This is a genomic window from Paenibacillus sp. JJ1683, from assembly GCF_053006485.1.
The window spans coordinates 3,519,806-3,533,687 of sequence record NZ_CM129820.1; the positions used below are offsets into that span (position 1 = coordinate 3,519,806).

The 13,882-nt window shown below is 48.2% G+C and carries 12 protein-coding genes; 1 reads left to right on the top strand and 11 read right to left on the bottom strand.

Features of this window, described 5'->3' with window-relative positions; genetic code table 11:
• The first annotated feature begins 136 nt into the window (after positions 1-136).
• Positions 137-325, top strand: a complete 189-nt coding sequence (gene rpmB / locus ACUC6J_RS15150; RefSeq protein ID WP_013310881.1) for a 50S ribosomal protein L28 — start codon at positions 137-139, stop codon at positions 323-325.
• Positions 326-548: 223 nt separating this feature from the next.
• Here rpmB and spoVM read toward each other — a convergent pair whose 3' ends face one another.
• The 11 genes from spoVM to coaBC all read right to left on the bottom strand — a co-directional run bounded on the left by spoVM (position 549) and on the right by coaBC (position 13,858).
• Positions 549-629, bottom strand: coding sequence for a stage V sporulation protein SpoVM (gene spoVM / locus ACUC6J_RS15155; RefSeq protein WP_010345573.1), 81 nt, complete (start codon positions 627-629; stop codon positions 549-551).
• A 390-nt stretch (positions 630-1,019) separates the two neighbouring features.
• Entirely contained in the window at positions 1,020-1,688 is a 669-nt protein-coding gene (gene rpe, locus ACUC6J_RS15160) for a ribulose-phosphate 3-epimerase (RefSeq protein WP_016822345.1), read from the bottom strand.
• 4 nt (positions 1,689-1,692) lie between these two features.
• A complete protein-coding gene (gene rsgA, locus ACUC6J_RS15165; protein WP_017427460.1) occupies positions 1,693-2,610 on the bottom strand; it encodes a ribosome small subunit-dependent GTPase A in 918 nt (305 codons plus the stop codon).
• Positions 2,611-2,683: 73 nt separating this feature from the next.
• Complete coding sequence (pknB, locus tag ACUC6J_RS15170) at positions 2,684-4,963, bottom strand: Stk1 family PASTA domain-containing Ser/Thr kinase (protein WP_447249059.1); 2,280 nt, start codon at positions 4,961-4,963, stop codon at positions 2,684-2,686.
• Positions 4,960-5,736: a Stp1/IreP family PP2C-type Ser/Thr phosphatase gene (locus tag ACUC6J_RS15175; RefSeq protein ID WP_016822348.1), complete on the bottom strand. Its 777-nt coding sequence runs from the start codon at positions 5,734-5,736 to the stop codon at positions 4,960-4,962. Before ACUC6J_RS15175 ends, pknB begins: the two co-directional genes overlap by 4 nt.
• A gap of 6 nt (positions 5,737-5,742) precedes the next feature.
• The gene (gene rlmN / locus ACUC6J_RS15180) at positions 5,743-6,783 is read right to left on the bottom strand and encodes a 23S rRNA (adenine(2503)-C(2))-methyltransferase RlmN (RefSeq protein ID WP_025365198.1); all 1,041 of its coding nucleotides are present in this window, start codon (positions 6,781-6,783) and stop codon (positions 5,743-5,745) included.
• A 186-nt stretch (positions 6,784-6,969) separates the two neighbouring features.
• Positions 6,970-8,385 carry a 16S rRNA (cytosine(967)-C(5))-methyltransferase RsmB gene (rsmB, locus tag ACUC6J_RS15185; protein WP_447249060.1) on the bottom strand — a complete coding sequence of 472 codons (1,416 nt, stop codon included), beginning with the start codon at positions 8,383-8,385 and terminating at the stop codon, positions 6,970-6,972.
• Entirely contained in the window at positions 8,382-9,341 is a 960-nt protein-coding gene (gene fmt / locus ACUC6J_RS15190) for a methionyl-tRNA formyltransferase (RefSeq protein WP_290402739.1), read from the bottom strand. Before fmt ends, rsmB begins: the two co-directional genes overlap by 4 nt.
• Before the next feature lie 6 nt (positions 9,342-9,347).
• Complete coding sequence (gene def / locus ACUC6J_RS15195) at positions 9,348-9,845, bottom strand: peptide deformylase (protein WP_016822352.1); 498 nt, start codon at positions 9,843-9,845, stop codon at positions 9,348-9,350.
• A 132-nt stretch (positions 9,846-9,977) separates the two neighbouring features.
• Positions 9,978-12,554: a primosomal protein N' gene (priA, locus tag ACUC6J_RS15200; protein WP_447249061.1), complete on the bottom strand. Its 2,577-nt coding sequence runs from the start codon at positions 12,552-12,554 to the stop codon at positions 9,978-9,980.
• Positions 12,554-13,858 (bottom strand): bifunctional phosphopantothenoylcysteine decarboxylase/phosphopantothenate--cysteine ligase CoaBC, encoded by a 1,305-nt coding sequence (gene coaBC, locus ACUC6J_RS15205; RefSeq protein ID WP_447249062.1) that lies wholly within the window; start codon positions 13,856-13,858, stop codon positions 12,554-12,556. The genes priA and coaBC overlap by 1 nt, the downstream gene beginning before the upstream one ends.
• Between the last annotated feature and the right edge of the window lie 24 nt (positions 13,859-13,882).

A 13,882-nucleotide genomic window follows, 5' to 3' on the forward strand; every position in this document is an offset into this window, starting at 1 on the left:
TTTTTTGACTATGATATTATATTTAAGTATTGTTTTGTTCAGGTTAGTGACTTATAAAGTCCGGCTGACCCAGTCGGCCTGAAGAGCGACCCATTCCATATGGAGTTTGGTTATTTTCAGAATAGGAGGTGGAATCATGTCTCGTAAATGTTCTGTAACAGGCAAAAAGCCTGGCAGCGGTAACCACGTATCTCACGCTAACAACCGTAATCGCCGTACTTGGGGCGTCAACGTACAAAAAGTTCGCATTCTCGTTAACGGTAAACCGAAACGCGTTTATGTCAGCACTCGTGCATTGAAAGCCGGTAAAGTGACTCGCGTGTAGTCGTAAAAAAATATCGTTATAAACAAAAGGCACCTCGTTTTAAACGGGTGCTTTTTTGATTATTCGAATAATATCCCACTGATTCAGGAGGACAAAATGTCAGGCAACTTCCCGCGCATTCTTGTCTTTTATTGCCGAGCTATCAATCTGCTGTGCCCGGGAAGCGTGCCTCCTGTGTACCTTTCGCCTTCATCCTACATCCTGTGTCAACGTTACTTTGATTTCAGTTCTTCTGGAATGTATTCAAAATGGCTTTGACGAATCCACCCAGAAATTTTGGCAGCTTGATTGTGTAAAACTTCATGCCTCACCCTCCCCATCATCCTCCTGCATCCGTTCTCTGTAGTTTATGCAACCTGTCAAGGGTTGTTGCCCCACAAAAAAAGGCTACATGAGAATCCCGCTCATGTAACCATATTTATGCACAACCATCCCAGGCTATACCATCAGACAAGTCCGCGAACATAGAGATATGCTGAGAGTATAAAAATAAACAGAATATAATAAAGCACACTGCAGACCACAAAACCGATACGCAAACCACGCCGTTCATTTTTACGAAAATAAAACAGGACAATAAGAACAGCCAAAAGTGAAAGTATAGCATTCCAAGGCGTCTTCACTAGCGAGAAACAACTGAGTGTCAAACCGGTCAGCATGCTCGCTAAGGTCATCCACAGTGCTTCAGTTAGCTTCACTTGGACAAATGAGCGACACTATCCCGAATAGCAGCAATAGCCGCTGCACGGTCTGCTCTGCCGTACACTGCACTGCCTGCCACTAACACGTTAGCACCCGCTTCAAATACGGCTGGTGCCGTCTCCTCCGCAATACCTCCGTCCACCTCGATATGTACGTCTGGACGACCCAATTCGTTCAACCAAGCACGGATTTGTCTGATTTTATTCAACGTCTCTGGAATGAAGGACTGGCCCCCAAAACCAGGGTTAACCGTCATCACCAGAATCATATCTACATTGGGCAGCACTTCCTTGATCGCGTATGGTGAAGTCCCCGGATTGAGAGCCACTCCCGCCAGAGCGCCTTGCTGCTTGATCATGTGAAGAACACCATGCAAATGAACACAGGCCTCCGCATGGACCGTGATGATATTAGCTCCTGCCTTTACAAAATCACTAATATAACGTTCAGGCTGCTCAATCATCAGATGAACGTCCAGTGGGAGAGTTGTATGCGGCCGAATAGCCTGAACGATAGGGGGGCCCAGTGTAATATTGGATACAAAATGACCATCCATAACATCCACATGAATCCAGTCTGCCCCCGCTGCTTGGACTTCCGCGACTTCACTGCCCAAACGAGCAAAATCAGCGGATAAAATCGACGGTGCTATTTTTAACATATGCTCAATACCTCCGTTTTTTTTCTTTTAATTCCTGATAAAACTGCAGATAGCTATCATAGCGTCCCTGTGAAATATGTCCCTCTTCCAAGGCCTCTCTTACTTTACAGCCAGGTTCGTGAATATGCGTACAACCCCGAAATTTGCATCCTTCCGCATATTGTTGGAATTCTCGAAAACAAGGCGATAACTCATCCACACCCAGCTCTAAAAAATCCAGTTGGCTAAACCCCGGTGTATCTGCTACAAACCCGCCGTTGTCTAAAGGAATTAGCTCCACATGGCGAGTCGTATGTCTTCCTCGTCCCAGCTTATTGCTTATGGCGCTCGTCTCCAGCGTTAAGCCAGGCTCCAAAGCATTAAGCATGGAGGACTTCCCTACACCTGACTGACCGGAAAACACGCTGATTTGGCCGGCCAACAGCTTCTTGAGCTCAGCCGTACCCTCTCCAGTACGGGCGCTGGTTACCAGCACCTCGTAACCAATCTTCCGATACATTTCCTGAACCATCAGCACCTTATCATCCTCTGAAGGGCTGCCTTCATACAAATCGCGCTTGGTCAGACAGATAATCGTATCCAGCCCAGCGTGCTCAATATGGACTAAAAATTTGTCCAGTAAAGGCAGGTTTAAATCCGGCTCACGCAGGGAAAACAGCAGCACGGCCAGCGTGGTATTAGCTACTGGAGGGCGAATTAGCTCCGTCGTACGCTTTCTAATCTCCTTGACCATACCTTCCCCGTTTTCAGTTAGTTCGTAAAGGACCCGATCACCAACAAGGGGCGTAATCTCTTTTTTCTTGAAAAGGCCACGTGCTCTGCATTGTACCGTAGCTTCGCCGGATACCGGACGCCCATCCTGATCCAGGCTGGAGACATAATAATATCCGCTAAGCGCCTTGACGATCAGACCTTCAGGCATGTGTAAGATGTCCTCCTTCATAATGTTCAAGTTTCATAGTGTGGAACAGGTTAAGCTTCTTTCTCTAGTAAGTTTACTGATGCTGCACAGCCTCGATCACTTTGTCCTTCTTTTTGCGGGAACCGTGACCGGGGTTGTTTTTTTTGCTAACCGCCAACTCACTGCGCGTAACTCCTGAGGAATCGGTTCCTGGGGCAAAAGCAGAAGGATCACCATCGCCTTCTGTCCCCTCCTGGTTGTTAGAGTCGCCTCCACCATTACCACTATCGTTAGAAGATTCCCCGCTGTTTCCTTCCTCACCGTTTCCACTTCCATTCGGTGAGGAAGTACCACCAGATGTATCAGTCGGTGATGTTCCTGCAGGTGGAGCAATTTGAGGCATCGTCACCGTTCCATTTTTTGCATCAATATAAGAAACAGGATACGTGTCAACAAAAGCACCATCTCTAAATACGGAGACGACACTGTCTTTGTTAGGGGCCATCAGCAGGTTGATCGTAAACACCTGTGTCGTATTAATCGTACGGTTGCCCCACTCCTGATTTTCTCCACGTGCATCTGTATAAGTGATACGAATTTTACTGTTTTTGCCCTCTTCCTTCGGCGCCACAGGTACATTAAACGGTAACGTAATCGCTTCTGGCGGGTAACCCGTACTTACATAAAACGTAATTTCCGTATTTGGGGGCAGATCACTGCCCGCCTCTGAAGGCCATTGTTTGGTTACTTTTCCTTTATCCTGCTCATAGCTAAATTCCTCTTTAATTGAGCCAACCTTCAGCCCCGCCTTTTTGACCTCATTTTCCGCCTGGCTCTGCGTCATCCCTACCAGATTCGGCATTTTAACAGTGGCAGCGCCTTTGCTGACGGTGAGCACTACCTGAACCGAATCCTTATCAAATGGCTCATTTGCAGCAGGTGTCTGACTAATGACGGTTCCTTCAGCCTGATCACTGAACTGCTCATTTTGCTGAATCTGCGTTTCCTTAATCTGCTGGGCGGTCAGTAGCTTGACAGCATTCTCGTAGCTTTGTCCTTTGACATCTGGCATCGGGGTGAGCGGCTTGGCAATCCCGACTTTCAGACTAATCTCCGTTCCTTCCTTGACTAAAGAACCTTCAGGGTAGCTTTGATAAAAAACAACTCCCGGTGCAATCCCCTCTTTATATTCATGCTGGATTGGATCATCAATGACTAGTCCTGCTTTACTTAGAGTGACCTTCGCTTGGTCTTCTGTTTGTGTCAGTACACTTGGTACTTTCACCTCAGGTACGACAAGCACACTTTGCACATAGTACACCACGCCGCCCATGCACAAAAGTAGTACCAACACTAGTGTTACCCAGAAGATCGTTTTTTTTCTATTTTTCTTGGATGTTTGCTTGTTCGGAAGCTGTTCAGACTCCCGAGGTTGGACAGGCACATCGTCACCACTGGAAGACACACCTAATTGTTGAGGCTTAATAGCTGGGATAACCCGCGTTTGGCCCTCATCATCCAAATGTGTAAACTCCAGCTTGGATTCATTGCGCCGCCCCGGTAGCAGACAAGTCTCCAAATCCCTTAGCATTTCGTCTGCTGATTGGTAACGTTCCTCCGGATTTTTACGCATCGATTTTAGAATGACATTTTCTACACTTTGCGGAATCAACGGATTAATTTTACGCGGTTCCTCAAATTCCTCTTGCAAATGCTTGAGTGCCACACTAATTGGGCTTTCTCCCAGAAAAGGAAGCTGTGCCGTTAGCATTTGATATAAGACAATACCTAAAGAATATAAGTCCGATTTTTCGCCGGTAATGACACCCTTTGCATGCTCAGGTGAAAAATAATGAACAGAGCCCACAACAGAACCTGTCTGAGTAATTGTCGTTGACGTAACAGCTCGAGCAATCCCAAAATCGGTTACCTTAACCCGTCCATTACGTCCAATTAAGATATTATGAGGCTTAATGTCCCGGTGAATAATCTGATTTTGGTGGGCATGTTCCAGCGCATCACAAATCTGGGAAGCAATCCGCACTGCTTCATCCACTTGTAATGGCGCACGTTCTTTAATAATCTCATTCAAATTTTTGCCTTCAACGCACTCCATTACAATATAATGGATTTCATCCTCTTGGCCGACATCATAAATACTGACCACGTTCGAATGAGAAAGCGAGGCCGCTGACTGTGCCTCACGCCGAAACCGGCGAATAAATTCCTCATCATGAACAAATTGCTGACGCAACACTTTTACCGCGACATTGCGATTCAGCAAAATGTCTTGAGCCTTATACACCAGCGCCATACCGCCGCCACCGATGCGCTCAATAATTTCGTACCTTCCCCCAAGCAGGTGCCCGATCATGCTTCACACCCCTTTTCACTCAATGAAACCGTGTTGTCGGGCAATTCAAACAAAGCTACAGTAATGTTATCGTCTCCACCGGCAAGCAGCGCCAGATGTAGCAAACGATCCGCACGTTCCTCCAAAGGATTTTCTGCGGCACCTACTACCTTACTGATCTGTTCTTCTGTTACCAAATTGCTTAATCCGTCACTGCATAGTAATAGTACATCGCCTTTTTCCAGCGTAATGGTGTCAATGTCTACCTTTACCTCGGAATCAGTGCCCAATGCCCGTGTCAGCACATTGCGACGGGGATGGTTCTCCCGCTCTTCCTTACTGATCTGACCGTTTTTGAACAACTCATTAACCAAAGTATGGTCTTCTGTAAGCTGACGTACCGTTCCTTTGGATATGACATAGGCGCGACTGTCACCAATATGTCCGATAATTCCAGATGCATCATTGAGCAACACGGCAACAACCGTCGTTCCCATATTATGATACTGGTCATCGCGCGCAGCCGTTTGGAAGATGACTTCATTGGCATGCAAAATAGCGTCGCTGAGCGCCGCCGTCAAAGAATGTGCGGATAATCCGCTCTCCAGCGTCGCCAAATCAGCGGCAAGTGTCTCTACCGCAAGGCGGCTGGCCGTATCACCGGCCAGATGCCCTCCCATACCGTCGGCAACAATTCCAAGAATATAGCCTTGCTCCAAGTGCCTGATCCAGGCAGAATCCTCATTTACCGAACGCACACGTCCGACATGGCTGACATGAACTGTTTTGATCAAATGGTTTCACCCCAACTCCATATGCTTTGCACGCAACTGACCGCAGGCAGCGGCAATATCGTGACCCTGTTCACGCCGGATCGTCACATTGACGCCTTTTTCGGCAAGAATACGTTGAAAATTAAAAATATCGCTGCGCGATGTGCGCACATACTTGCGCTCAGGCACATGGTTGACTGGAATCAAATTGACGTGACACAGCATGTCCTTCAACACATCCGCAAGCTCTTCAGCATGTTCTGCCTGGTCGTTTACTCCACCGATCAAGGCATATTCGAACGAAATTCTCCGCCCCGTCTTAGCAAGATAATAACGAAGAGAATCCATAACATCCTTAAAAGGATAACGGCGATTTACAGGCATCAGCTTCGAACGCAACGCATCATTGGGCGCATGAATGGATATTGCCAGATTAATCTGTGTATCCTCGTCAGCAAATTTATAAATATTGGGCACAATGCCGCTGGTTGACACCGTAATATGACGTTGACCAATATTCAGGCCCTTTTCATGAATCATTGTACGCAAAAACGTCATTGTCGCTTCATAGTTCTCAAAAGGCTCACCCGAGCCCATAATCACAATACTGCTCACTCGTTCATTCGTTTTATCCAGAATTTTCTGAGCCTGCACCACCTGTGCCGTAATTTCGCCAGCCGTCAGGTTTCTTTTGAGACCCCCAAGCGTCGAGGCACAAAAAGTACAGCCAATCCGGCAACCCACTTGAGTCGTTACACAAATACTGTTTCCGTAATTATGTCTCATGATAACCGTCTCAATAGCATGGTCATCGTGTAAACCAAACAGAAATTTAACAGTCCCATCTTTCGATTCCAACTTTGTTATTTCGTGAAGCGTCACAAAACTGAATTGCTCCTCCAGCTTTTCTCTCAGCCCCTTGGACAAATTCGTCATCTCACTGAAATTATTGACCCGCTTTACATACAGCCAGTCAAAAATTTGTCCTCCCCGAAAGGCAGGCTCACCGTTGTTTTTGGCCCAGTCCTGAAGCTCTTCCAGTGTTAAATCATATATAAAAGGTTTCATCAATATTTGCACCCGTTCCTTCTTCATTAAGTTCTGTTTAATCGCAGACAGTGTTTTTCATTCTTCCTATTTTAGCACAAATCCCTGAGGGGGTAAAAATTTTTCATCTTCATGCAAAAAACCGCCGGAAGTGTCCGGCGGATTGTGGAAATACTGGTGGGCAGCTACCTGGAATTCTCTTCCGATCTACTTTACCCGGCGCAGACGCGCAATATAAAATCCGTCACTGTGAAAATGCTGCGGTAACAGCTGTACCGAGCCTTTCTGTATACCGTCCATTTCATGACTCACGGCTGGAAAAGAATGATCCTTTGCCAACTCATACTCTGGATGTTCGCTTAAAAACCGGGCCAATTGTCCTTCATTTTCGTCAGGCTCAATCGTGCAAGTGCTGTATACCAGAATACCACCCGGCTTCAACAGTCCGGCCACGCTATCCAGCAACTCGTGCTGCAGTTGAGTAATGTCGCGAACATCCTGCACAGTTTTGCTCCAACGCAGATCAGGTTTACGGCGAATCACCCCAAAGCCCGAGCATGGCGCATCCAGCAAAATGCGGTCAAAAGAAGCCGGAGCATATCGTTCTTTCAAGTCCAACGCATCACCAGTAACCGTCTCAACAGCATCCAGACCAAGCCGATTTGCTTGCTCACGGATTAGTTGATGCTTATGGGCATGCAGATCGTTTGCAACGATCCGGCCGCGATCCTTCATCAACTCAGCCATATGAGCTGTTTTGCCGCCTGGAGCTGCGCAGCAATCCAGCACCGCCATGCCAGGCTCAGGAGCGACCGCTTCAGCAACAAGCATGGAGCTTTCATCCTGTACAGACAACAATCCGTCCGTATACCACGAGGTAAGCGCCATATTTCCGCCGCTACGAACAACAATCCCATAGGGACTAACGGCCGAAGGAACGGCATCAATCCCTTTTGCAATCATCTCGTCAAGCAGCTGATCACGACTGGTCATCGTCGTATTCACTCGCACGCTGACTGCAGGGGGCTCGTTATTAGCCATGCAGATAGCCTCAGCTGTATCGGTACCGTATTGCTTGATCCAGCGCTTAACTAGCCACTGTGGATGGGAATGTTCTAACGAAATCCGTTCCTCTGCTGACAAACCGTCAGGAATACGCAGCTTGTCCGACTCACGCAGCATGCTGCGAAGCACGCCATTGACCATACCGGAAATCCCCTGATGCCCACGCCGCTTGGCAATGGTCACTGCTTCACTAACAACTGCATGATCCGGAACTCGATCCAGATACACCAGCTGATATACGCTCATCCGCAGCAACGAACGTACCCAAGGCTGAAGCTTGGCCGTTCCTTTTTGAACAAATTTATTCAAAAAATAATCCAGTGTATTTCGGCGTGCCACTGTACCGTATACAAGTTCCGTCGTCAAACCAACATCACTTGCAGATAACCCTGCCTGCTGAAGCCGGCGATTGAGCTCAAGATTGCTATACGCGCCCTCTTGCTCCACACCGGTCAGCACGTCAAGTGCAACTTCCCGCGCCGTCTGTTTGCGAGTTTTGTCGGATCTGGTCCCCACTACCTTGCGTTGGTCTCCCTGACGGGAGTGTCCCCCGCTCATCCGAGCACCGTGCCAGGCTTCATCTGTCCGCCGCGTGCAAAGGTTCCGGCTTCCATAACCTTCTTGCCTGCCGGTTGAACCTGGGTCAGCCAGAGAGTGCCTTCGCCTGTCTGCACCTCAATGCCACGGGCGGTTAATTGAAGAACCGTGCCGGGTGCTGGAGCATTTGAGCCACTCGCTTCATTATTTATGGAAGGCTGCTCCGCAGCCCATATTTTAAAAACATTGTTCTCCCAAAGTGTAAACGCGCCAGAAAAAGGAACCAGACCGCGAATCCGGTTGTATATTTGCTCTGCATTATCACTCCATGTAATGCGCTCATCATCACGGTTCAGGTTCGGGGCATAGGTCGCCTCGTCCTCATTTTGCGGTGTACGGTCTGATTGCCCTGCCAGCAACTTGGGCAGCTCGTCCTGCAAAAGTCTAGCTCCGGCTACACTTAGCTTTTCAAAAATTGTGCCCGATGTATCCTCCGGCTCTATAGCCACCTCAACCCGCGATATCATATCGCCGGTGTCCAGCCCTTCAGCCATATACATTAGCGTCACACCTGTCACAGTTTCACCGTTAATAATCGCACGCTGGATCGGTGCACCTCCCCGATATCGGGGAAGTAACGAACCATGCACATTCAGACAGCCGAAACGAGGCAGGTCTAATACGGACTTAGGCAAAATTTGGCCATAAGCTGCGGTTACAATCAGGTCGGGACGCAATTCCGCCACCTGAGCTACCGCTTCCGGTTGACGCAGGCGTGTCGGTTGCAGCACAGGCAATCCGCGCTTCTCAGCCGCTTCCTTGACTGGTGTAGGCGTCAATATTTTTTTCCGTCCCTGTGGCTTATCCGGCTGAGTAATTACACCGACCACGTTATATCCGTTGTCCAGCAACATGTTCAGCGATGGGACTGCAAATTCAGGTGTACCCATAAAGATAATACGAATGTCTTGGCTCATCGAACCTCACTCCCCTGTCTGACGGTTCGGTCCTGGCTGTTCCAGAGCAACCTCATATACTTTTTCTGCAATATCCGTGAACAATACTCCATTTAGATGATCAATTTCATGCTGAAAAGCACGAGAAAGCAACCCTGTCGCTGTAACGGTAATAGCCTTACCCTCGCGATCCAGTCCCTTGACTGTAACCTTCTCGGCACGACGTACATCCCCGTTCAACCCTGGAATACTTAGGCAGCCTTCAGGTCCCAGTTGCTCTCCTTCTTCGGCCACAATTTCTGGATTGATCATTTTTATCAAGCCATGCTCATCTCCAGCATCTACGACGATGAGCCGCTTCAAAATACCTACTTGTGGAGCAGCTAGACCTACTCCTTCCGCTTCATACATCGTATCTGCCATATCGTCCAGCAGCTTTTGCACATTAGGCGTAACTTTAGTAACTTCCTTCGCTACTTTGTGCAATACGTCATCCGGCTCCAACACTATAATTCTAATTGACATGACAACAGAACACCTTCCTCTTTTTCCTTCATTTAGGCTTTACTGTATTCATCACAAAAGCGACTGCTACATTATCCTATGTACGGACGGCTTGTCCGCATCAATTGTGCGAATAACTTTAGTGTTAACACTCTACATTAGCATCTGCGGATCAACATCCAGACTAATCAGCAACTTTTGTGCCTGTGCAGATTCGGCCATTTCATCAGCCACTTGCTGAGCCAAACCAATCGCGTCGATATTTCCACGCCATTTTATCATACATTGAAATCGGTATCTATTCTTGATTCTCGAAATGGGTGAAGCTACTGGCCCCAAAATGTCCAATACATTCGATGTAAGCCGGTCCATATTCCCGAACCAGCCCCGTTGTCTGGCTCGTCCCTGTAGTGTCGCTGAATAATTTTCAGCCAATCGGACTAGCACTGGAAGCTGTTCATGAGAAAAGGTCACCAAAATAAGTCGGCAATATGGCGGGTAGTGCAAATTACGGCGGTGTTTCAACTCTTCCCTCACAAAAGATGAATAATCATGACGGCTTGCATGAACCACCGAATAATGCTCTGGAGTGTAGGATTGTACGAATACTTCCCCCGGCAATTGATGCCTTCCAGCACGCCCGGCTACTTGTGTTAACAGCTGAAAGGTCTTTTCCGCAGCCCGAAAATCCGGTAAATTAAGAGCAGAATCCGCAGTAATGACACCTACCAGCGTTACATCGGGAAAGTCCAGCCCTTTGGCTACCATTTGAGTACCCAGTAGTACGTCTGCTTTTTTATCACGAAATTGCTTAAGCAGCTTTTCATGAGCGTTTTTTTCAGTCGTTGTATCGACATCCATTCGGACAACACGTATACCAGGGAATAGCTTAGCCAACTCTTCTTCCACTCGCTGAGTACCTGTACCGAAGTAACGAATATGCTCACTACCGCATTCCGGGCAAGTCTGAGGTACAGTCTCGGAATAGCCGCAATAATGACAACGTAAATTGTTCGACCGCTGATGATAGGTAAGCGAAATATCACAATCCGGACATCCCGCCACATAGCCGCAGCTCCGGCACATGACGAACGTGGAGTGACCACGCCGGTTCAACAGTAATACCGTCTGCTCCTTACGCTCTAATCGCTCTGCGATTCCATTATGCAACGCGCGGCTGAACATGGAGCGGTTGCCGGCCCGTAGTTCCTCACGCATGTCCATGATATGGACTTCGGGTAACGTGTTCCCCAATGCTCGGGTCGGCATTTCAAGCAGTAGCGGCGCAAACTCGTCATTGCTTTGGGAGCGGGCAGCATAATAGCTTTCTAGTGACGGTGTAGCTGAACCGAGAATAACGACAGCCCCGTGCTGGTGCGCTCTGCGAATGGCTACATCACGCGCATGGTATTTGGGCGTCTCTTCCTGCTTATAGGACGTTTCGTGCTCCTCATCCATAATAATGAGCCCTAGCTCACGAAAAGGGGCAAATACCGCTGAACGAGCGCCAATCGCTACTTTTACACGGCCTTCGCGTATTTTGCGCCACTCATCGTACCGTTCTCCCCCGGACAATCTACTGTGCATCACTGCGACCTGGTCGCCAAAACGTCCTTTGAAACGTTCGACCATTTGTGGAGTTAATGATATTTCAGGTACGAGCACAATCGCCTGGCGATTCTGCTCGATACAGCGCTGAATGGTCTGCAGATAGATTTCCGTCTTACCGCTTCCTGTGACTCCATGCAGCAAATAAGCTCCTTGCTCACGCATGTCCAGCTGACGAACAATCCGTTCATACACCGACTGCTGCTCTGCCGTAAGAGGGAGTGGGTCTGTAGGCTTGAAGTTTCTGCCCCGGTAGGGATCGCGGAACACTTCAACATCTTCCTGTAACACATAGCCCTTATCTTCCAGTGCCTTAACCGTCGCAGCTGATACACCTAACGAGGTCATAACTTCCTTCAGCGGCAGAGGCAGAAACTCGCTACGTTCCAGCAAAAAAGCAAGTACCTCCCGCTGACGCTGCGCCTTGGCAGAAAATTGCTCCAGTGCCATGGATGCTTCATCTATGCTGATAGCCAGATCAACAGCTTTCATCGTCTTTTTGCCAAGCTTGTCTTTAATAACCTGGCTTTCCTGAAGCACTCCGCGGCGTAACAGCGATTTAATAACCTCCGCCTCCTCGGGGAAACGTCTACTAAGTTGCTGCAACGGGACTTGCTCCTTATTCTGAATGAAGCTGACAATCTGACGCTCCGCCGGGTCGCTCATACCGTCGTCAGTCAGAAGGGCCCATTCGATCTCATCCCCCTGATTAGACAGCATAGACCACTGTGGATTCGTAGACTCTTGCTGTTCGGCAATGGAGATATAACGTTCCGCCTTGCCCTTAAGCGCGGTAGGAATCATCACTTGCAGTGCCATAATTTGATTACAAGCATAACGCTCGCTCATCCATTTGCCCAGTTCAACCAAATCGGGAGATAAGGGCGGTACCAGATCCAGCAACTCCTGAATCGCCCTCATCCTGTATTTCGGCGGCTCTTCAGCTGGAACTACCGAGATAACAAAAGCCTGCACCGTCCGTTTGCCAAATGGCACAGCTACCCGACTACCTGGCTCAATCCAAGGTCTCATGGAATCTGGGATCAGATAATCGAAGGTACGATCTGTATCCTTGGCAGGTACATCGACAATGACCTTGGCAACTAAATTGCCTGTCTCCATTAATGCAGCACCCCACCCATGCGTCCCGCGGCTAGAGTAAGCAATTTACGCGCAACCTCTTCCTTTGACTGTACAGGAATCTGCTCCACCATCCCGCTTCGGTCATATATTTGAACAGCATTTGTATCGACGCCAAAACCTGCACCATCCACAGTTACATCGTTTGCCGCAAGCAAATCACAATTTTTACGTTCTAATTTATCTATTGCATACGTCTCCAAATTTCCCGTTTCTGCTGCAAAACCAATTAAAAATTGATGTTTCTTGCTGCGTCCGAGTGATTCCAGAATATCGACGTTCTTCACTAACTCCAGTGTAAATACACTATCTTTTTTCTTGATCTTGGTCTGTGCCACCTCACGTGGTCGATAATCTGCAACGGCAGCAGCCATAACGACCATATCACTCGTTTCCCATTGTTTTAGCACAGCCTGGTACATGTCTTCAGCTGACCGGACCCTTTCAAGCGAAATACCTAAAGGCGGTTCCGCACTGGTATTGGCAGCAATCAAATGCACCTCTGCCCCCATCTCCTGAGCCACTTTCGCAATGGCAAAGCCCATTTTACCAGATGAATCATTCGTAATATAACGGACAGGATCAATTCGCTCAATCGTGCCTCCAGCCGTGACAATGACTTTTTTTCCCGAAAGCGCTAATTCATTCTTATCTACAAGTCGCTCGGTTACTTGTTTCTCCGTAGATTTTTCTCCAAACCACCGTGCTTCAGACTTGATTGTGGCTTCAGGCTCCTGAGCTTGCTGATCAAAAAAGCGCTCAATCGTTTGCACAATAGTTTCTGGCTCTTCCAAACGTCCTTTGCCAACATAACCACAAGCCAGTAATCCTTCACCAGGCTCAATCATCTTCACACCACGGGATACCAGTGTCTCTATATTTTGCATGACTGCAGGATGAGTGTACATATGTACATTCATCGCAGGGGCCACCATAATAGGCGCTGTCGTAGCCAGCAACGTTGTCGATAACATATCATCAGCAAGACCATGCGCCATTTTCCCGATGATATTCGCCGTTGCAGGAGCAACTAGCACCAGATCAGCCGCATCCGCCAGATGAATATGGGATACGATAGACGGCTCTCTTTCATCAAATGTATCACTGTACACCGGATTGCGAGAGAGTGACTGCAGCGTAAGTTCGGTAATAAACTCCTTGGCAGAAGCCGTCATAATCACATGTACATCGGCTCCCTTTTGCGTCAACTTACTGCAGAGCGCAGCCCCTTTATAGGCAGCAATTCCGCCGGTTATACCAAGAATAATAACTTTCCCCTTCAACATCGTTAACTCCCCCTGACCGAAAAA

Coding starts and splice junctions, on each gene's coding strand:
- rpe (WP_016822345.1), bottom strand. CDS start 1,688: ATGTTAAAAATAGCACCGTCGATTTTATCCGCTGATTTTGCTCGTTTG.
- priA (WP_447249061.1), bottom strand. CDS start 12,554: ATGGAGACAGGCAATTTAGTTGCCAAGGTCATTGTCGATGTACCTGCC.
- coaBC (WP_447249062.1), bottom strand. CDS start 13,858: ATGTTGAAGGGGAAAGTTATTATTCTTGGTATAACCGGCGGAATTGCT.
- rpmB (WP_013310881.1), top strand. CDS start 137: ATGTCTCGTAAATGTTCTGTAACAGGCAAAAAGCCTGGCAGCGGTAAC.
- pknB (WP_447249059.1), bottom strand. CDS start 4,963: ATGATCGGGCACCTGCTTGGGGGAAGGTACGAAATTATTGAGCGCATC.
- rsgA (WP_017427460.1), bottom strand. CDS start 2,610: ATGCCTGAAGGTCTGATCGTCAAGGCGCTTAGCGGATATTATTATGTC.
- spoVM (WP_010345573.1), bottom strand. CDS start 629: ATGAAGTTTTACACAATCAAGCTGCCAAAATTTCTGGGTGGATTCGTC.
- def (WP_016822352.1), bottom strand. CDS start 9,845: ATGTCAATTAGAATTATAGTGTTGGAGCCGGATGACGTATTGCACAAA.
- fmt (WP_290402739.1), bottom strand. CDS start 9,341: ATGAGCCAAGACATTCGTATTATCTTTATGGGTACACCTGAATTTGCA.
- rlmN (WP_025365198.1), bottom strand. CDS start 6,783: ATGAAACCTTTTATATATGATTTAACACTGGAAGAGCTTCAGGACTGG.
- rsmB (WP_447249060.1), bottom strand. CDS start 8,385: ATGAGCGGGGGACACTCCCGTCAGGGAGACCAACGCAAGGTAGTGGGG.